The organism is Pseudidiomarina tainanensis, from assembly GCF_004214835.1.
GTDB classification, from domain to species: Bacteria; Pseudomonadota; Gammaproteobacteria; order Enterobacterales; family Alteromonadaceae; genus Pseudidiomarina; species Pseudidiomarina tainanensis.
Genome location: NZ_PIQJ01000001.1, coordinates 1,647,542 through 1,666,315, shown reverse-complemented (window position 1 = coordinate 1,666,315; position 18,774 = coordinate 1,647,542). Strand labels below are relative to the sequence as shown.

The following is an 18,774-nucleotide window of genomic DNA, read 5'->3' as shown; positions in this document are numbered from 1 at the left end:
TATCCACCATGAGTGAAAAACTGCAAAAAGTACTCGCCCGTTCTGGTCATGGCTCGCGCCGTGAATTAGAGTCGATGATTGCTGCCGGACGCGTGAGCGTGAATGGCCAAGTGGCCAGTTTGGGTGAGCGCATCGATACCAGCGCCATCGTACGTATTGATGGACGTGAAGTTAATATCAAGCCACCAGAAGATGTGGTTTGTCGCGTGTTGATGTATCACAAACCGGAAGGTGAGTTGTGCACACGTCGCGACCCTGAAGGGCGTCCAACTGTTTATGATCGATTACCACGTATGCAGGGTGCACGTTGGGTTGCGGTCGGTCGTCTTGATGTAAATACTTCGGGCTTATTGTTATTTACAACCGATGGTGAATTAGCCAATCGATTGATGCACCCAGGTCATCAAATTGAACGCGAATATTCGGTGCGAGTGTTTGGCGAAGTTACCGATGCAATGTTGCGTAAACTCAAGCAAGGCGTGCAATTAGAAGATGGCCCAGCGGCCTTTAAAGAAATTAAACGTGGTGGTGGCGAAGGCATGAACCAATGGTTTCGTGTCGTGTTGACCGAAGGCCGCAATCGTGAAGTACGTCGGTTGTGGGAATCACAAGGCGTTCAAGTCAGTCGCTTAATACGAGTTCGCTACGGCAATATCAAATTAGAGCAAGGGCTTCCGCAAAGTGGTTGGGGAGAACTATCGCTCAAGGATATTAATTACTTGCGCGAGTTAGTTGGGTTATCGGAAGAAACCCGGTCATTTATCGACCCACGCCAAGGTGAATCGCGACAGAAACGTTATTCCCGAGCCCGTCGCATCAATGCGCAAAAACTGCAGCAACGTCAGCCGGACACCAACGCGGCAGCCGCTGCACCAGAACAGCGCAGAGCGCCTCGACAGGATTCGCGAGCGGATACGCGAGAAGATTCAAGAAAGGATTCAAGAAAAGATTCGAGAAAAGAGCCACGCAATCCACGCGGCCAAAAGCCTCGTGCGGGAAAACCAACTTTTCGAGCTGGTGCGAACAAAAAACCTAAATCAAGTGGACGCCAACGAACGCGATCATGAAGTTGCTGGCAGACTGGGAACTTACCGGGCCACTACTTGTATTGTGGCCTTTTCGCAATGATGTGTGGCGCCAAAATGGCGAGCCAGCGCAACAACAATTACTCAAGCTGATTGAACATCTTGCACCTTATCATCGTGTCGTTATCGGCGTACATCCGAGTCGATATGATGGTGTTCGCGAGAGCATAGCGAGTGAAATTCAGCTGATTCCCATAAGTTATGACGATGCATGGCCTCGAGATATTGGCCCTCTGTGGGTTTTAGATTCGGCTCAACAACCGCACGCTCATGGATTTCAATTCTCGGCATGGCATGGGTTGTATCCTAACTTTCATAATGATCAACTTTTTGCAAAGCGCCTAGCACATCAAGCCCAAATACCTTTTACTCAGCATGATTTGGTATTTGAAGGTGGTGCTATCAGCACAGATGGCGCTGGCACAGCAATTATTCACAGTGTCAGTGTGGCACGTAATAACCCAACGTGGTCACGTTCCGATATTGAAGCATACATGTGTGAAACGCTCGGAATTAGTAACCTTTTGTGGTTACATTTTGCGCATCCTGATGATGAAACCGGTGGCCATGCTGATAACCAAGTCCAGTTTTTGGATAGGAGCACCCTGGTAGTCAGTCAGCCAACATCTTCCTCACCTTTATATCATGACTATACCAAGCAGCTGAGCCAGGCGCGAAGTTGGCGCAATAGCAGTGGTGAGGCATATCAGATTGTTGTGGTACCACAACCTCAATCACTGACACCTAGTTTTGAAGATTATCTAAGTGTTCAAGAACAGCCAGGGGTTTTTCGTCGTGGCGTACGACCGTTGCTTGCCAGCTACGTGAATTTTGTACGTGTTGGCGACGTTGTTGTGGTGCCGCAGTTTGGGCTAGATACGGATGCTGAAGCACTCTCGCTTTTACGGCAAGCAGCACCGCAATTAATTGTTATTGGTGCTGCTGCTGATGAGTTTATAAAAGCGGGTGGGGCGTTGCACTGCATGACACTAAACCAGCCTGCAACAACTCAACTGATTTAATTTTCAATACGATAACTCACGCTGACTTGCGCGCGTAGTTCATTTTTCCCCGGCAGGCTAACATCTGCGGCCTCTTGTACGCGCATCATCGCCTGCTGGCGCACAGCGGGTGCGTAGCTACTTTCCTCAATCGACACAACGGAGCCGACATTGCTACCTGCAGCCGTAGCCATTTTTTGTGCTTTTTGATACGCATGTTCGACCGCTTGTGCGAGCAATTGCTGATAAATCGCGTCGGTTTCGCTGATAATAAACTCAACGTTCATAATATGAGTAGCACCGGCCTCTAGTGCCTGATCAACAATACTGTCGTACTGCTCTAAGTCGCGTAGCATGATCTGAATCTGGCGCGTGGCGGTATAGCCGCGAGCAATGCGCTTACCATCGACGTAATCGTATGCCGGGCTGGCACTTATTTGGTACGAAGTGATGTCCGTATCGTCTATTTGCTGCTTGCGCAGAAATGCTATGATTGATGCGGTAACTTGGTCAATTTCTTGCTTGATAGCGGCAAGCTCAGCACCGTCTCGGTTGACACTAATGGTCAGATTTGCCTGATCAGGCGCCACCAATGTTGCCGCATGTCCAGTCACACTAACGGTTCGTGTTGCATCAGTTGTGGTTGGTTGGCAACCGACGAGAATTGCACTAAGTAAACTTAAGATAATTGCCTGGCGAAATAACATAGCGCCTCCAAGTAGGGTTGATAGCACATCATAATGACAGTCGACAATGAAACACAACAAGCAGAGGAAACACTCGTGCGTTTGCTGGCACGTCGTGAACATAGTGCTCGAGAGCTAAAGCAAAAGTTGAAACAACGAGGTTTCGACCACAAAATAATTGAAAAGGTTCTAAATAAAGCGCAGGAGAATGGCTGGCAATCGGATCAACGATTCGCGCAAGTTTGGATTCGCGCCTGTATTGCAAAGGGAGATGGCGTACGAAAAATTATGGCTCACGCGCCGCAAAAGGGACTCTCGAGCGAATTGGTCGAGAAGATTTTGCAGACAGAACAGCCAAATTGGAACCATGCCTGTTACGAACGCTTAATCAAAAAATTTGGCGAAACGCCGCCGAATGATCAAAAGCAGCGTGACAAAATGATTCGTCACCTGATGCAACGTGGTTATAGTTTCAGCGAGATAAAGCAGGCGCTTGATCGTCAAGCAAACGCTGATGCAGACTAGTTTACCCGTTTCTTTCGTGGTAGCATTTCGCCCTATATTTTAGTCCATTTTTTACCCAAAACGTCTTAGGAAGTAGTCCATGCAAATGACCAGTGCGGAAATTCGTGAAGCGTTTCTCGCGTTCTTCGCTACCAAGGGCCATCATCGTGTCCCTTCAGCATCTTTAATTCCAGGTAACGACCCAACATTGTTATTTACCAATGCGGGCATGGTGCCGTTTAAAGACGTGTTTTTGGGCGATGAACAACGTGACTACTCGCGTGCAACCTCATCGCAGCGTTGTTTGCGTGCAGGCGGTAAACATAACGATTTGGAAAATGTCGGGTATACCGCACGTCACCACACGTTTTTTGAAATGTTGGGTAATTTTAGTTTTGGTGATTACTTTAAACGCGAAGCGATTCAATATGCTTGGGAATTTCTTACGGAAGAATTAAAGCTTCCCAAAGAAAAGCTTTGGGTGACTGTTTTCACCGAAGACGACGAAGCTTACGATATTTGGGCAAAAGAGATTGGCGTCCCAACTGATCGAATTTCACGCATTGGTGCGAAAGATAATTTCTGGGCCATGGGTGATACGGGGCCATGTGGGCCGTGCTCGGAAATTTTTTATGACCATGGCGAAGAAGTTTGGGGTGGTCCTCCGGGAACGCCTGAAGAAGATGGCGATCGTTATATCGAGATTTGGAATCTCGTCTTCATGCAATACAACCGTCAGGCAGATGGCACGTTATTGCCATTGCCAAAGCCATCGGTTGACACGGGTATGGGGCTAGAGCGTATTGCGGCGGTACTGCAGCATGTGCATAGCAATTATGAAATTGACCTGTTCCAAGCGTTGATCAGCGATGCAGCCAAAATTATCGGCACCGATGATTTAGATAATAAGTCACTGCGCGTGATTGCAGACCATATTCGTTCATGTAGTTTCCTGATAGCCGACGGTGTACAACCATCGAATGAAGGCCGTGGTTACGTCTTACGTCGTATTATTCGTCGTGCTGTGCGTCACGGGAGTATGCTTGGAGCCAATGGTACCTTCTTCCATAAACTTGTTGCCAGCTTGGTAGCTCAAATGGGAGCTGCTTACCCAGAGCTTGGTGATAAACAGAAAGTTATCGAGCAGGCATTGCAACGCGAAGAAGAACAATTCGGTAAAACGCTGGAGCGCGGGTTAAGCATTCTGAATGACGCGCTAGCAAGCCTAGATGGTAAGGTGTTATCGGGCGAGCTGGTCTTTAAACTTTATGACACCTATGGCTTCCCAATGGATTTAACCGCCGATATGGCGCGTGAACAAGGCCTGACCATTGATGAAGAAGGCTTTAACGAAGCGATGGAAGCACAGCGTCAGCGTGCGCAACAGGCATCTAACTTTGGTGTCGATTATAATGAACGTCTGAAATCGAATCAGAAATCGGAGTTTTCTGGCTATACTGAAACAGCAGGTGAAAGCACAATTGTCGAAATATTCGTCGATGGTGAAGCGGTTGCAGAGCTAGGCGCCGGCAGTAAAGGTATTGTGGTGTTATCGCGCACGCCATTTTATGCCGAAAGCGGTGGTCAAATTGGCGATACTGGAAAGTTAGTAGCCAATGGTGGTGAGTTCGTTGTTGAAGATACGCAATATATTGGCAAAGCAATTGCGCACCATGGCCACGCTGCGACGGCTTTAAAAGTGGGCGATAAAGTTGCTGCGCATGTTAACGCTGAACGCCGCGAAGCCGTGAAGCGTAATCACTCAGCAACCCACTTATTGCACGCTGCGCTACGTAACCTTTTGGGTGAGCATGTGACACAAAAAGGCTCATTGGTCACTGCAGAGCGGCTACGCTTTGACTTTTCTCACTTTGAAGCTGTTTCGGCTCAGCAACTTGATGCGATTGAGCGCCAAGTGAATGAAGAAATTTTTAAGAATCACATCGTCAAAGCAGCGGTTATGCCAATTGAACAGGCGAAACAACAGGGTGCTATGGCGTTGTTTGGTGAAAAATACGACGACGATGTTCGCGTGCTAACCATGGGTGATTTTTCAATGGAGCTTTGCGGTGGAACACATGTCAACCAAACGGGTGACATCGGTATGTTCCGCATCGTTTCTGAAGCAGGTATTGCCTCTGGCGTGCGTCGAATTGAAGCGGTTACTGGTGCTGGAGCCGTACAATATACGCAACAGCAACAGCAGCAATTACGTCAAGCTGCCAGCATGCTGAAAACTGACATCATGCATGTGAGTGAGCGATTACAGCAACAGATTGATCGTAGTCGACAATTGGAACGTACTATTGATGAATTGAATCAGAAAATTGCTTCACAAGCTGGTTCTGATTTAGTTAGCGATGCTTTGGAAATCAACGGTGTGAAGGTTGTCCTGGCTGAAGTGAATAACGTAGAAGCAAAAGCGTTACGAAACATGGTTGATGATTTAAAAAATCAACTACAATCCGGTGTAGTGGTACTCGGATTAGCTGCTGATGGCAAAGTTAGTCTTATTGTTGGCGTAACCAAGGATTTGACGGATCGCGTGAAAGCCGGTGAGGTAGTCAATGTAGCGGCTGCCGAGGTCGGAGGTAAAGGCGGCGGTCGACCTGATTTAGCACAAGCGGGTGGTTCAGAGGTGAATAATTTGAGCAAAGCGCTAGTTGTTGCCAAACAGAAAATTGAATCATTATTGCGATAAGTTACACAGCGAGGCGGATGGCTTCACGCTGAATCTGGGTGTGTTAGGTGGCTTTAATTGCTAAACTAACCGCCCTTTTGAAATATGCGATGAATAAATACGCAATCAAGTAGTGAATCTTATAACAATTGTGATATATTCAATGGGGCAGTAAATTAGACAGGCTGATAGTGCGGTAATGTTCTATACTGAACCGTATGGAAAACAGAAGTAGGGAAGGAGTAGGCTAATGTTGATCTTAACCCGCAGAGTGGGTGAGACCTTGATGATAGGTGATGAGGTCACGGTCACTGTATTGGGTGTAAAAGGGAATCAGGTGCGAATTGGGGTAAACGCACCAAAAGACGTCTCTGTTCACCGTGAAGAAATCTATATGCGTATTCAAGCCGAGCACCAAGACGGCGAGAAAACCGACAAAGAATAAGATTGCGTAAAAAAAGCTGACTTTTTAGAGTCAGCTTTTTACGTTTTGAGCAATCCTTCAGCAATTCGAATTTGCTTGAAAATAGACCGTTGTGTTGGAAATTTCGTCCAGATGCTTAAAAATCCCACAAACGATCAGCGAATTCCAAAAAATCGTTTGACATATTTGTCAACATCGCTAGAATTCAACGCCACAAGTAAGCGGTGAGGTGGCCGAGAGGCTGAAGGCGCTCCCCTGCTAAGGGAGTATAGGGTTTGTAGCTCTATCGAGGGTTCGAATCCCTCCCTCACCGCCATTTGTCAACAACGCACTCGTAGCTCAACTGGATAGAGTACTCGGCTACGAACCGAGCGGTTGGAGGTTCGAGTCCTCCCGAGTGCGCCATTTGTTGACAGTCAAAATTGAAATGCGCACTCGTAGCTCAACTGGATAGAGTACTCGGCTACGAACCGAGCGGTTGGAGGTTCGAGTCCTCCCGAGTGCGCCACTTCCTTCTGAAAAGCAAAAGCGATATTAGATATTTGATATTAGCTAAAACCTACATACCCGATACTTCGTTCTAATATCTAATATCTAATATCTAATATCTAATAGCTAATATCTAATATCTAATATCTAATATCTAATATCTAATAGCTAATATCTAATATCTAATAGCTAATATCGCTCCCGCTTATACCGCCTATATTTTTGCTAAACCCTGCCTTTAATTAAATTGTGTTATCCTGAAGTTCGATTAGGATTAAAACAATAAACTCAACACAAGTGGGCGCTGCATGACGAACCTTATCTCAGAAGCATTCATGATTATGGTGACGGGAATGATCACCGTTTTTGTGTTTTTAACGCTATTAATTGGTGCGATGGCTCTTTTGCGCGTTATTGCGGGCAAAGTAGAGTTAGATTCACCAAATCAATCGTCTGATACGCAGCAACCAAGTTCGTCGCAACTCGCGGCAATTACAGCAGCGATTCATCAATATCGTCGCCAACATCGATCGTAAAAGTAAGGAGCGCTTTCATGACAAAACCTTTGAAATTGACCGAATTAGTCTTACGTGATGCTCATCAGTCATTGCTGGCAACGCGCATGCGGCTCGACGATATGCTACCGATTGCTGAAAAGCTTGATGATATGGGCTACTGGTCAATGGAGTCTTGGGGTGGTGCGACATTTGATGCTTGTATTCGCTATTTAGGCGAAGACCCATGGGAGCGTATTCGCGAATTAAAAAAGGTAATGCCCAAGACGCCTCAACAAATGCTATTGCGAGGTCAAAACCTGCTTGGTTACCGTCATTATGCCGATGATGTGGTGCGACGCTTTGTTGAGAGAGCAAAACATAACGGTGTCGATGTATTTCGTATATTCGACGCCATGAATGATGTCCGTAATTTAGAAACGGCAATAAAAGCAGCCAAAGAAGTTGAGGGCCATGCGCAAGGTACTTTGTCTTATACGGTAAGTCCTGTACATACACTCGAAAAGTGGCTGGACATGGCGAAAGAATTAGAAGCGCTTGGTTGTGATTCGATTTGTATTAAAGACATGGCTGGTTTATTGCGACCAGAGCCTGCATTTGAATTAATTTCGGCTCTGAAAAAGTCGGTGGATGTGCCGATAGCGATGCAGTGTCATGCTACTACTGGCTTGAGTACTGCAACCTATCAGAAAGCCATCGATGCCGGTATCGATATGTTGGATACCGCTATTTCGTCAATGAGTATGACTTACGGGCATTCAGCTACTGAAACGATTGTTGCAATGACTGAGGGGACTGCACGTGATACGGGATTAAATCTTGAAGATCTCACCGATATCGCCAGTTACTTCCGAGAGGTTCGCAAAAAATACGCACAGTTTGAAGGCTCATTAAAAGGTGTTGATGCGCGTATTTTGGTTGCGCAAGTGCCGGGTGGCATGCTCACAAATATGGAAAACCAGTTACGCGAGCAGGGCGCTACAGATAAATTTGATGAAGTACTTGAGGAAATCCCTCGAGTTCGTGAAGATCTTGGATTTATCCCATTAGTCACGCCAACCTCGCAAATTGTTGGAACCCAAGCCGTGTTAAATGTGCTGAGCGGCGAGCGTTATAAATCCATTTCGAAAGAAACCCGTGGTGTGTTGCGCGGTGAATATGGTGCGACTGCGGCTCCAGTTAATAAAGAATTGCAACAGCGTGTTCTCGACGGTGAGCAGCCAATTACTTGTCGTCCAGCTGACTTAATTGATGACGAGTTAAATAAGTTAACGCAAGAGCTCAAAACAAAAGCCAAAGAAGACGGTATTGCGTTAGCAAAAAATGAAATTGATGACGTGTTGACGTATGCACTATTTCCACAAATAGGCCTTAAGTTTTTGAAGAACCGTGGCAATCCAGATGCGTTTGAGCCAGCTCCAACTGGTGAGAGTGTTAAATCCGAGAGCGGTTCGCCAACATCGAGTTCGACTAACGAAAGCGGTGTGACCGAGGTTTACGACGTACGCGTTGATGGTCGCACCTTTACGGTAGAAGTTGCACCTTCGGGACAGATTGCTTCAGCAACTCCGAAGGCGGTGCAGCCCAAGGCGACTCAGCCTACAGAGCTTAAAGAAGTCAAAGCGCCGTTAGCCGGAAATGTATTTAAAGTTCAAGTTGAGCAGGGCCAAAGCGTGAAAGCCGGTGACGTTCTAATCATTCTTGAAGCAATGAAAATGGAAACGGATATCAAAGCCGAACATGACGGTACCGTAGCATCACTAACGACCAAAGAAGGTGCTAGTGTCAATGTCGGTGACGTTTTACTGACGTTGGAGTAATACATGGACCGTATAATGACTTTGTGGGATAGCACCGCAATCGCAGCCTTTACGTGGGGCGCCGCAATCATGATGATGGTTGGGGCGTTGCTCCTGTATTTAGCCATTCACAAAAAATTCGAACCGCTCCTGTTATTGCCAATAGGCTTTGGTGCCATTCTAGCGAATATACCGCAAGCAGGTTTCACAGAGCCAGGCGGCTTGCTTTACTACATCTACTATGTCGGCATTGAGACAGGTGTGTTTCCGTTGCTCATTTTTATGGGCGTTGGCGCCATGACCGATTTCGGACCGTTGCTCGCGAACCCCAGAACTTTGCTATTAGGCGCCGCAGCGCAATTTGGTATTTTTGCGACATTACTTGGCGCGATTGCATTAAATGGTCTTCCGGGTTTTGACTTTACTCTGGCTGATGCGTCGGCAATTGCAATAATCGGCGGTGCAGATGGGCCGACAGCAATCTTTTTAGCATCACGATTAAGTCCTGATTTACTCGGTGCAATTGCCGTTGCCGCCTATTCGTACATGGCGCTAGTTCCAATTATTCAGCCGCCAATTATGAAGCTACTTACGACGGAATCTGAACGTAAGATTCAGATGGAACAGTTACGTCCCGTGGCTCGTCGGGAGAAAATTTTATTCCCATTGGCGGTGTTATTCCTGACATTACTGTTCTTACCGACCGCAACACCGTTGGTCGGCATGTTCTGTTTGGGGAATTTGATGCGCGAGGCAGGTGTTGTCGATAGGTTGAGTAAAACCGCGCAAAATGAACTGATTAATATTGTCACCATATTTTTGGGGCTGGCAGTCGGTTCCAAGCTATCAGCGCAAGAGTTTTTGTCGTTACAAACTCTCGGTATTTTGGCCCTAGGTGCTGTTGCTTTTGGTATTGGTACAGCTTCAGGTGTATTAATGGCCAAACTGATGAGTAAAGTCAGTAAACAGCCGATTAATCCGCTAATTGGCGCTGCAGGAGTGTCAGCGGTACCGATGGCTGCGCGGGTAGTTAATAAAGTTGGTTTAGAAGCAAACCCACAAAACTTTTTGTTAATGCATGCAATGGGACCTAATGTTGCTGGCGTGCTTGGTAGCGCAGTCGCGGCAGGTATATTACTGGCGCTGGTGGGTTAGTTAGAAAGCAATCTATGTCATGTGGTTAACAGCGCAGGTGATACAGTTACCGTCCTGTTAACCACAACATGAGAGTGTAAAAACCTGCAATAAATGCACTAAAAATCGCAATATAGATAAACCCTTTTAGTCCTTGTCGTAAAGTCCAACCGTGTGTTCTTAAATAGACAAACCACACGACGCTCAGAATGAGTGGAATTAAGAATAAAAAGCGAGTCATGATTGCTTACCTGCTGTTTGTTGTCGTTGCTGCCACAATGCTAAATCAGCCACGGCTTGTCGAGCTTGTTCTAACAGCGGGTCGAGGCGTGTAATATTATCCGCTACTTCATTCACCGCTCCCTCAGACATACTTTGTTCAAGTTTCGCAGCAACTTTGGAAAGCTTGGTTAATCCGAGGTTTGCAGATGCGCCTTTCAGTGAATGGAAAAAGCGCTTAGCTTGGTCGTGTTGCCCTTTTGATAAGAACTCGACGACTTGTTGTGGCGCTTGGTGATAGTCACTATAAAGACGTTCTACGAGTGTTTGGTATAAGTTTAGGTTGTGCCCAAGCCGTTCCAGCGCACCGTTGAAATCGATGCCATTATGATTGGTTGGATAAACGATTTGATCCGTTGACTCATGTGCTGGCGTTGCCGAAGAAGCGGACTTGTGCGCTGTGTACTCACCTCGGACACACCATTTTTCTAGGGCATCAATGAGCCTCTCTTCATCAATCGGTTTACTAATATGATCTTGCATACCAGCAGCTAGCGAGCGTTCAATGTCTTCGCTACTGCTATTGGCGGTCATTGCGATGATGGGCAACTGCTGATAAGAGAAGAAGCCGCGGATTTTTTCAGCTGCGGTCAGGCCATCCATTACCGGCATTTGAATATCCATAAATACCAGAGCATAATTTTTCGCCTTCACCATTGCGACCGCTTCTTCACCGTTACGTGCAACATCAACCACTAAACCCGCTTGTTGTAGCATTTCTTTGGCGATCATTTGGTTAATATCGTTATCCTCAACCAACAGAACCGGTGCGCTACATATGTCCTCGAGTCGATTTGATGCTGTTGGAGTTTCGGTTTGCCCAGCAATAGCCAACGCTGAGCAAAGCACTCGCAATAACGCTGAGCTGGTATAAGGCTTGACGATATATTCAGCGACACCGATTTGTCGCGCCTGCTCAATCATATCTTTTGCATGATAGTTAGTGGCCAGAATTAAGCGAGGCAGCTGACCCTCTTGGCACAATAACTCTTGGCAAAATTCGAGACCACTGATACCGGGCAACTGCCAGTCAACAATCACTGCATCAAAATCGTGCTGCTCAAGAAGCTGGAGGCCTTCTTCGGCGGTACGGCAACTCACCACATCGACCGAATAACTGCGTAACAACTCGGTGAGCATCTCGCGAGTGGTCAAGTTATCTTCAATGGCAAGTACGTGCTTATGTTGCAAGCGTTTAATAAGAGAGTCACGGCTTGAATCGTCTTGATTCTTTTGTAGCGGGAAGCGCATTTCCAAAAAGAAGGTTGAGCCTTGCCCCAGTGTACTGATCACACCGAGACCATGTTGATTCATCAATTTTACGATGCGCTGACTGATAGCTAAGCCAAGCCCAGTTCCGCCGAAGCGCCGGGTTGTTGATGCGTCAGCTTGCGTGAAAGCGTCAAATAGTCGTGCGCGTTGTGCTTCATCCATGCCGATACCGGTATCCGTCACTGATAAACGCAAATAGACGTTCTCAGAGTCAACATCAAGTAAGGTTGCGGCAACGACAATCTCGCCATCTTCGGTAAACTTAATGGCATTGCTGACCAAATTAACCAGTACCTGATTTAATCGAAGTGGGTCACCAATTAAACGCGTTGGAATATTGGTTGGCAAATTTATAATAAACTCTAAATTCTTATCATATGCTCGATACGCAAACATGTCTGCTAGGTTCGCAAGCACTTCCTCTAAGTCAAAAGGAATCGCTTCAATGGTTAATTTACCTGCCTCGATTTTGGCGAAATCAAGTAAATCATTGACGATACCCAACAAAATCCGTGATGAACTCTCAATTGAGCGTAAATAGCTACGTTGTTGGTCATCAAGATCGGTCTTTAAACTAAGCTGTGTCATACCGAGAATGGCATTTATCGGTGTGCGTATTTCGTGGCTAACGTTAGCCAAAAACTCACTTTTAGCTTGGTTTGCGGCAGCAATTGCATGCAACTGGCGCTCGCGCTCATCGATTGAGTTAGGTGTTGTGTTTGAAACAGGAGCAGGCGGCGCTTCTTGTTCACGTTGACGGCGCCGTGATAGCCATTGTTTTAACTTTCGTGGAAATTGCATCAACTGCCTCAAATCAACGTTACTGTTTCTTCGTTGGTCTATCATGCCATGCAAGCCATGTACTGCCAATGTTTAACAGTGATCAACTAGCATAGACTAACCGTTTATAAACCAGTAATATTTCGCCATAACTTATGGCTCGACGATATAAGGCAGGAAAAATTTTGCAGTCACAATTTGCCGAACTGTTGGCGACTCTCGCCAAATCCGAGCACGTTAACGCCTTACGAGGTATTCAGCGTGGCGTTGAACGCGAAACTTTGCGCATTACCGAACAAGGGAAGTTAGCAGCTACTCCTCATCCTAAAGGGCTTGGCGCCGCGCTGAAGCATCCTTTAATCACCACCGATTATGCTGAGACTTTAATGGAGTTTATCACGCCAGTCGCGTCAGATATCAATGTGACGCTTGAGCAATTGGCTGATATCCATAAAGTAACTTACCAAGAATTAGGTGATGAATTATTGTGGCCACTAAGCATGCCGTGCTTTGTAGGCTCAGCCGATGACATCGTCATCGCGCAATACGGCAAGTCGAACACTGGCAGAATGAAAACCCTTTATCGCAAAGGGTTAACTTATCGATATGGTGGCGGCATGCAGATTATTGCTGGCGTGCACTTTAATTTTAGTCTCTCAGATGAATTTCTTGCGTTGCTTGCCGAACACGAGAATAAGACGTTTAATCAAGATTTTATTTCGACAAAATATTTTCATCTTATTCGAAATTACAAACGCGTATGCTGGATCATCCCGTACCTATTTGGCGCTTCGCCAGCCATTTGCAAATCGTTTTTACAACATACCGAAGACAATATTGAGTTTTCATCAATGGGAAAAGGGACTGTTTATCGCCCTTATGGTACCTCGCTACGCATGAGCGACCTTGGCTACACCAATAAAGAGCAGGCGGATTTAAAAATCACCTATAACACGCTTGAAGAGTACGTTGGTGGTTTACGTCGAGCGATTACAAAGGAATCGACAAGATTTAGCAAAATCGGCGTTAAAGTAGACGGTGAATATCGCCAACTCAACAATAATATCTTACAAATCGAAAATGAGTTTTACTCAGCCATTCGTCCTAAGCGAGTGGCGCGCTCGGGTGAAACGCCAACGCAAGCATTAGAGCGTGGTGGTGTTGAATACATTGAGGTGAGAGCGCTGGATGTAAATCCATTCAGTCCAGTAGGGATTACCGCTGAGCAAATCCGGTTTTTAGATTTGTTACTTATTTACTGTGCGATTTCGCCGAGTAAAGAAATGAGTTGGGATGAGCAGGTTATTGCCGATAAGAATTTTAACCGAGTGGTTATGGACGGTCGTAATCCTCGCCTAACGCTCAACGATAATAATTATGAGCGTCCAATTTCTGATTGGCTGGAAGACATCTTCGCTGATTTGCAACAAATAGCAAAAGTCATGGATGGAGCCAACCATAGCAGTGATTACAGCAACACGGTTGCACAACAGTATCGTTGTGTTTTAAATCCAGAGTTGACCTTATCGGGTCAGTTTCTATCGCATTTGCTCGAAAATCAGATCGACAATAGTGAGTTTGGAATGACTTTAGCTCGTCAGTACAAACAACAACTGACAGGAAAGCCCTTAGCATATTTTTCTGAAGCAGAATTTGAGCGTTTACGCGATGCTTCATTAACTGCTCAAGCCGATTTGGAAGCACAAGACGCAAATTCGAGTTTTGATGATTTTTTACAGGAGTATTTCCGCCGCGCTGCCTGTCAGTCGCCGGATTGTTAAGACATGAAATTACGACTTACGCTGATAGTCACCGCAATGACTCTGGTCGGTTGCGCTTCGGCGCCGCCGGAAGAACCTGAAAACTTGTGTCGGATATTCGAAGAAAAGCGCGATTGGTATGATGCTGCCGCAGATATGCGGGACAAGTGGGGCGTACCGATTCAAGTCCCTATGGCGATGATGTATCAAGAAAGCTCGTTTAAACACGATGCGGTCCCGCCGCGCGATTATATTCTTTGGATTATCCCGTGGGGTCGAGTAAGTAGTGCATATGGTTATTCGCAAGCTAAGACAGCCACTTGGGACGATTATGTTCGAGAAACCGGAAATTCTTGGTCGTCTCGAGATGACTTCGAAGATGCGATCGATTTTATGGGATGGTTTATTTCGAAGAGTCAAAAAATCAATGGTGTTTCGAAATGGGATGCCTACGCACAATACTTAAATTATCACGAAGGTTGGGGTGGTTACCAACGTCAAACGTATCGTAGCAAACGTTGGTTGGTAAGCACCGCAGAGCGCGTTAAAGCACGCGCTAGCCGGTATGGCGCGCAGTTGCGCCAATGTGAGGATGATTTAAAACGTGGTTGGTTATGGCGCTTATTGTTTTAATAAGCGCTATTACTTCTCTTATTACTTCTCTGGTAAAAAGCGCACAACTTTCACTAAGTTGTCGCTACTTTCAATCACTTCCATTGCGTAACCATTTATCCGCAAACATAAAGCCTGTTGTGGAATGTCACCCAAGGTTTCGATAATTAAACCACTGACGGTTTTCGGACCATCGGTTGGTAACTCCCAGTTCATTTCTTTATTTAAGTCGCGGATGTTAGCGACGCCCTCTACGAGTACCGAACCATCGGGCTGAATTTGGGTAGTCTCACTCGGCGCCGGCGTGATACTGGTTGTGAAGTCACCAACAATTTCTTCAAGGATATCTTCTAAAGTCACCAAGCCCTGAATGTCGCCGTATTCGTCAACCACTAGGCCGATCCGTTCTTTGTTACGCTGAAACTTTAGCAGTTGAACATTCAGCGGTGTACCCTCAGGAATATAGTAAATATCGCGGGCTGCACGAACAATTTCTGACTTATCCAAATCGGCATTATTTTTCGTCATGATTTGCATAATGTCGCGGGCATGCAGAAAGCCAACAGCATCATCAATCTCGTTGCGATAGAGCAAAATGCGAGTATATTGCGCTTGGCTCAGCTGCTTGATAATCGATTTCACGTCATCCTGTACATCGATACCAGATATTTCCGCGCGCGGAATCATGACATCTTCAACTGTTACTTTTTCTAAATCCAAGATACTAAGCAGCATCTCTTGGTGGCTCGACGGAATCATCGAATTTGCTTCATTTACCACGGTACGCAATTCTTCCGAGCTCAGTGCATCTTGGCCGGCAGCACCATTGGGATTAATGCCCAGTAACCGCATAAAACCATTGGTAATGAAGTTTACCGTTGCAACGAAAGGATACATGATGCGTAGCAATGGCTTCAGTACAATCGAGCTTGGGAAGGCAATGCGTTCAGGGTGTAATGCCGCAATTGTTTTAGGCGTGACCTCGGCGAAAATCAGTACTATCAGCGTTAGGCCAAACGTCGCGATAACAATTCCAGCATCGCCAAACCAGCGCAGACAAATAATCGTAGCAATTGCAGATGCCGCAATATTGACGAGGTTATTACCAATGAGGATGAGGCCGATAAGTCGATCTGGGCGATCAAGTAAATATTGGACGCGATTGGCTCCGGCATTACCTTGTTGAGCAAGATGTCGAAGTCGATAGCGGTTGACTGACATCATTCCAGTTTCCGAGCCAGAGAAATAAGCCGAAAGCAGTAACAAAACCCCGAGAATGATAAGTAGGGTCGAGGTGGATATCTCGTCCAAAAAATATTCCTATAATTTAAAACTGAACGACTAATTTAGCCAGCTAGGCAAACAAGTCAAGCACTTCGATAGCTTTTCAGCCATTAATTACAGCGAAAGTATAATATCTTTGACGAATCTGCTACCAAAGTAGGCAAGCGATAAAATAATGCTGGCGGCGACACTCGTAATAACCAGTGTTCGACCTCTGGCTTGTTTAACCTGATGCAAGTACAGCACCGCAGCATACAAACTAAATGCAACTAAACTGAGCACAGTTTTGTGAGCTTGTCCCTGTGCAAACATATCATTGAGGAAAATAAAGCCACTGATTATGGCCACTGCCAACAACAAGGTACCGGCACTCAATAACCGAAAGAAATAACGCTCCACTGTCATTAATGGCGGTAATAAACCGGTTAATGCTTGTGAACGGTGGTGTTTCAACACATAGTTGAGATAAAGCAGTTGAACCGCGTACAAAGTCGCCAACATGAGTACTGCATAGGCGAGTAATGACAGCAGTATGTGGATGACCAAGCCATGTGCTTCGCTCAGCGGCGCTCCCCAATTAACCGGGCTCACGACCATGAGAATGACGCTGACTGCGGCAAAAATATAAATAATTGGGCTCAGTAACAGCCCCCCCGCGCGGCGGTTACGCAGCAGGGTTAAGCTTGCGAGTAGTAATGCGACGGTGCTTAGACTGGTGGTGATATTTAAGTGATTAAAGTGATCAGTTTCCAAATATTCCCAGAGCAAGGCCACATGACTAACGATAGCGAGCAAAGGCACAACGAATAATAGCCACGACGCTGGTTTCGCTTGCACCAGATTACGCCATAACAATATGGCTGAGAGTACATATAGTGCGACACTGAACAGAAGCAATATGGTCATGGCGGTTATCATTTTACTGTGGTTAAGAATGAGAATATTCCAAGTATATGCATTGTCGCGCTCAAACCCAATAGGATCAGGAAACTTTGCTTGATTTGCGATATACTCGCCGCCATATCGACTTAAATGCTAATAGATAAGTACCAACAGAATAAGTGCCAACAGAGAGTGAGCAGATTCGCATGTTTGAGAATTTAAGCGAACGATTGTCGCAATCGTTGAAAAACATAACCGGTCGAGGCCGACTCACCGAAGAAAACATTAAGGATACCCTACGCGAAGTCCGCATGGCGTTGCTGGAAGCGGATGTCGCGTTACCCGTGGTGCGCGAGTTTGTAAGTCGCGTAAAAGAGCAAGCGCTTGGCGTAGAAGTAAACAAGAGTTTAACCCCTGGACAAGTATTCTTAAAAATAGTCCAGAAAGAACTCGAGCATGCCATGGGCGACGGTAATGTCCCAATTAATCTTGCGGCGCAACCTCCTGCGGTTATTTTGATGGCTGGTCTGCAAGGTGCGGGTAAAACCACTAGTGTGGGCAAGCTAGCGCGTTATTTGCGCGAAAAACAGAAGAAAAAAGTTCTTGTTGTGAGTGCAGACGTCTATCGTCCCGCTGCAATCAAACAGCTCGAAACATTAGCTACCGAAGTAGAAGTTGAATTTTTTCCTTCAAACACTGAGCAAAAACCAGTAACGATTGCGCAAAATGCTATTGCTCATGCGCGCAAGAAGTTTTTTGACGTTGTGTTAGTGGATACCGCCGGTCGTACCGCCATTGATGAAGCCATGATGGCTGAAATTCAAGCCTTGCACCAAGCGATTAATCCGGTAGAAACGCTATTTGTAGTTGATGCGATGACGGGTCAGGATGCTGCGAACACAGCCAAAGCATTTAGCGAAGCTCTCCCACTAACGGGTGTGATTTTAACGAAAACCGACGGTGACGCGCGCGGCGGTGCAGCTTTATCCATTCGTCACATCACCGGTAAACCGATTAAATTCTTAGGTGTCGGTGAAAAGAACACAGCATTAGAACCGTTTCATCCAGATCGTGTTGCCTCACGCATTTTAGGTATGGGTGACGTGCTGTCGTTAATCGATGAGCTAGAAACCAAGGTTGATCGCAGTAAGGCTGAGAAGGTCGCCAAGAAAGTAATGAAAGAAGGTAAGTTCTCGTTAGAGGATTTCCGTGATCAACTAGCACAAATGCGTGATATGGGCGGCATGATGGGCCTCATGGACAAACTTCCCGGCATGGGAAAAATGTCAGCTCAGGTGAAAGGGCAGCTTGATGACAAGATGACCGTTCGTATGGAAGCAATTATTAATTCCATGACCCCAAAAGAGCGTGAGTACCCGGATTTAATCAAAGGTTCGCGCAAACGTCGTATAGCGGCTGGCTCTGGTACGCAAGTACAAGATGTGAACAAATTGCTCAAGCAATTTATGCAAATGCAAAAAATGATGAAAAAAATGAAAGGCGGCGGCATGGCGAAGATGATGCGCAGTCTTGGCGGAATGGGTGGGAAAATGCCACCAGGAATGTTCCCGAAAGGCTAGTAAAAACT

At 46.1% G+C, this 18,774-nt stretch carries 15 protein-coding genes and 3 tRNA genes; 14 read left to right on the top strand and 4 right to left on the bottom strand.

The window, feature by feature from the left end; translation table 11 throughout:
- Positions 1-8: 8 nt before the first annotated feature.
- Positions 9-1,067, top strand: coding sequence for a 23S rRNA pseudouridine(2605) synthase RluB (gene rluB / locus CWI82_RS08115; protein WP_130203131.1), 1,059 nt, complete (start codon positions 9-11; stop codon positions 1,065-1,067).
- Positions 1,064-2,107, top strand: a complete 1,044-nt coding sequence (locus tag CWI82_RS08110; protein ID WP_130203130.1) for an agmatine deiminase family protein — start codon at positions 1,064-1,066, stop codon at positions 2,105-2,107. The genes rluB and CWI82_RS08110 overlap by 4 nt, the downstream gene beginning before the upstream one ends.
- Here the strand turns inward: CWI82_RS08110 and CWI82_RS08105 are convergent.
- Positions 2,104-2,793, bottom strand: coding sequence for an SIMPL domain-containing protein (locus CWI82_RS08105; protein WP_165383899.1), 690 nt, complete (start codon positions 2,791-2,793; stop codon positions 2,104-2,106). The two genes, CWI82_RS08110 and CWI82_RS08105, sit on opposite strands and share 4 nt — an antisense overlap.
- A 33-nt stretch (positions 2,794-2,826) precedes the next feature.
- Between CWI82_RS08105 and CWI82_RS08100 the strand changes: the two genes are divergently transcribed.
- The 9 genes from CWI82_RS08100 to CWI82_RS08060 all read left to right on the top strand — a co-directional run bounded on the left by CWI82_RS08100 (position 2,827) and on the right by CWI82_RS08060 (position 10,338).
- Entirely contained in the window at positions 2,827-3,297 is a 471-nt protein-coding gene (locus CWI82_RS08100; RefSeq protein WP_092854228.1) for a regulatory protein RecX, read from the top strand.
- Positions 3,298-3,376: 79 nt separating this feature from the next.
- Positions 3,377-5,977: an alanine--tRNA ligase gene (gene alaS / locus CWI82_RS08095; RefSeq protein WP_130203128.1), complete on the top strand. Its 2,601-nt coding sequence runs from the start codon at positions 3,377-3,379 to the stop codon at positions 5,975-5,977.
- Between the two features lie 229 nt (positions 5,978-6,206).
- Entirely contained in the window at positions 6,207-6,401 is a 195-nt protein-coding gene (gene csrA, locus CWI82_RS08090; RefSeq protein WP_092854232.1) for a carbon storage regulator CsrA, read from the top strand.
- A 202-nt stretch (positions 6,402-6,603) separates the two neighbouring features.
- Positions 6,604-6,696, top strand: a tRNA-Ser gene (locus CWI82_RS08085).
- Between the two features lie 12 nt (positions 6,697-6,708).
- Positions 6,709-6,785 (top strand) — tRNA-Arg (locus CWI82_RS08080).
- A 26-nt stretch (positions 6,786-6,811) separates the two neighbouring features.
- Positions 6,812-6,888 (top strand) — tRNA-Arg (locus CWI82_RS08075).
- Between the two features lie 289 nt (positions 6,889-7,177).
- Positions 7,178-7,405 carry an OadG family protein gene (locus CWI82_RS08070; RefSeq protein WP_092854234.1) on the top strand — a complete coding sequence of 76 codons (228 nt, stop codon included), beginning with the start codon at positions 7,178-7,180 and terminating at the stop codon, positions 7,403-7,405.
- A 17-nt stretch (positions 7,406-7,422) separates the two neighbouring features.
- A complete protein-coding gene (gene oadA, locus CWI82_RS08065) occupies positions 7,423-9,204 on the top strand; it encodes a sodium-extruding oxaloacetate decarboxylase subunit alpha (protein WP_130203127.1) in 1,782 nt (593 codons plus the stop codon).
- A 3-nt stretch (positions 9,205-9,207) separates the two neighbouring features.
- Entirely contained in the window at positions 9,208-10,338 is a 1,131-nt protein-coding gene (locus tag CWI82_RS08060) for a sodium ion-translocating decarboxylase subunit beta (RefSeq protein ID WP_092854238.1), read from the top strand.
- A 216-nt stretch (positions 10,339-10,554) separates the two neighbouring features.
- On the opposite strand, the gene CWI82_RS08055 is transcribed toward CWI82_RS08060, so the two are convergent.
- Entirely contained in the window at positions 10,555-12,669 is a 2,115-nt protein-coding gene (locus tag CWI82_RS08055) for a response regulator (protein ID WP_165383898.1), read from the bottom strand.
- Positions 12,670-12,833: 164 nt separating this feature from the next.
- On the opposite strand from CWI82_RS08055, the gene gshA reads away from it, so the two are divergent.
- Together gshA and CWI82_RS08045 are read left to right on the top strand one after the other, a co-directional pair.
- Entirely contained in the window at positions 12,834-14,429 is a 1,596-nt protein-coding gene (gshA, locus tag CWI82_RS08050; RefSeq protein WP_325049926.1) for a glutamate--cysteine ligase, read from the top strand.
- A gap of 3 nt (positions 14,430-14,432) precedes the next feature.
- Complete coding sequence (locus CWI82_RS08045) at positions 14,433-15,041, top strand: transglycosylase SLT domain-containing protein (protein WP_130203124.1); 609 nt, start codon at positions 14,433-14,435, stop codon at positions 15,039-15,041.
- 21 nt (positions 15,042-15,062) lie between these two features.
- Here CWI82_RS08045 and CWI82_RS08040 read toward each other — a convergent pair whose 3' ends face one another.
- Both CWI82_RS08040 and CWI82_RS08035 read right to left on the bottom strand, forming a co-directional pair.
- Positions 15,063-16,331, bottom strand: coding sequence for an HlyC/CorC family transporter (locus CWI82_RS08040; RefSeq protein ID WP_092854246.1), 1,269 nt, complete (start codon positions 16,329-16,331; stop codon positions 15,063-15,065).
- An 87-nt stretch (positions 16,332-16,418) separates the two neighbouring features.
- Complete coding sequence (locus CWI82_RS08035) at positions 16,419-17,210, bottom strand: cytochrome C assembly family protein (RefSeq protein ID WP_130203123.1); 792 nt, start codon at positions 17,208-17,210, stop codon at positions 16,419-16,421.
- Positions 17,211-17,392: 182 nt separating this feature from the next.
- Here CWI82_RS08035 and ffh point away from each other — a divergent pair, with 182 nt between their 5' ends.
- A complete protein-coding gene (gene ffh / locus CWI82_RS08030; RefSeq protein WP_130203122.1) occupies positions 17,393-18,766 on the top strand; it encodes a signal recognition particle protein in 1,374 nt (457 codons plus the stop codon).
- The last annotated feature ends 8 nt before the right edge of the window (positions 18,767-18,774 follow it).

Coding starts and splice junctions, on each gene's coding strand:
- rluB (WP_130203131.1), top strand. CDS start 9: ATGAGTGAAAAACTGCAAAAAGTACTCGCCCGTTCTGGTCATGGCTCG.
- CWI82_RS08110 (WP_130203130.1), top strand. CDS start 1,064: ATGAAGTTGCTGGCAGACTGGGAACTTACCGGGCCACTACTTGTATTG.
- CWI82_RS08105 (WP_165383899.1), bottom strand. CDS start 2,793: ATGTTATTTCGCCAGGCAATTATCTTAAGTTTACTTAGTGCAATTCTC.
- CWI82_RS08100 (WP_092854228.1), top strand. CDS start 2,827: ATGACAGTCGACAATGAAACACAACAAGCAGAGGAAACACTCGTGCGT.
- alaS (WP_130203128.1), top strand. CDS start 3,377: ATGCAAATGACCAGTGCGGAAATTCGTGAAGCGTTTCTCGCGTTCTTC.
- csrA (WP_092854232.1), top strand. CDS start 6,207: ATGTTGATCTTAACCCGCAGAGTGGGTGAGACCTTGATGATAGGTGAT.
- CWI82_RS08070 (WP_092854234.1), top strand. CDS start 7,178: ATGACGAACCTTATCTCAGAAGCATTCATGATTATGGTGACGGGAATG.
- oadA (WP_130203127.1), top strand. CDS start 7,423: ATGACAAAACCTTTGAAATTGACCGAATTAGTCTTACGTGATGCTCAT.
- CWI82_RS08060 (WP_092854238.1), top strand. CDS start 9,208: ATGGACCGTATAATGACTTTGTGGGATAGCACCGCAATCGCAGCCTTT.
- CWI82_RS08055 (WP_165383898.1), bottom strand. CDS start 12,669: ATGCAATTTCCACGAAAGTTAAAACAATGGCTATCACGGCGCCGTCAA.
- CWI82_RS08045 (WP_130203124.1), top strand. CDS start 14,433: ATGAAATTACGACTTACGCTGATAGTCACCGCAATGACTCTGGTCGGT.
- CWI82_RS08035 (WP_130203123.1), bottom strand. CDS start 17,210: ATGACCATATTGCTTCTGTTCAGTGTCGCACTATATGTACTCTCAGCC.
- ffh (WP_130203122.1), top strand. CDS start 17,393: ATGTTTGAGAATTTAAGCGAACGATTGTCGCAATCGTTGAAAAACATA.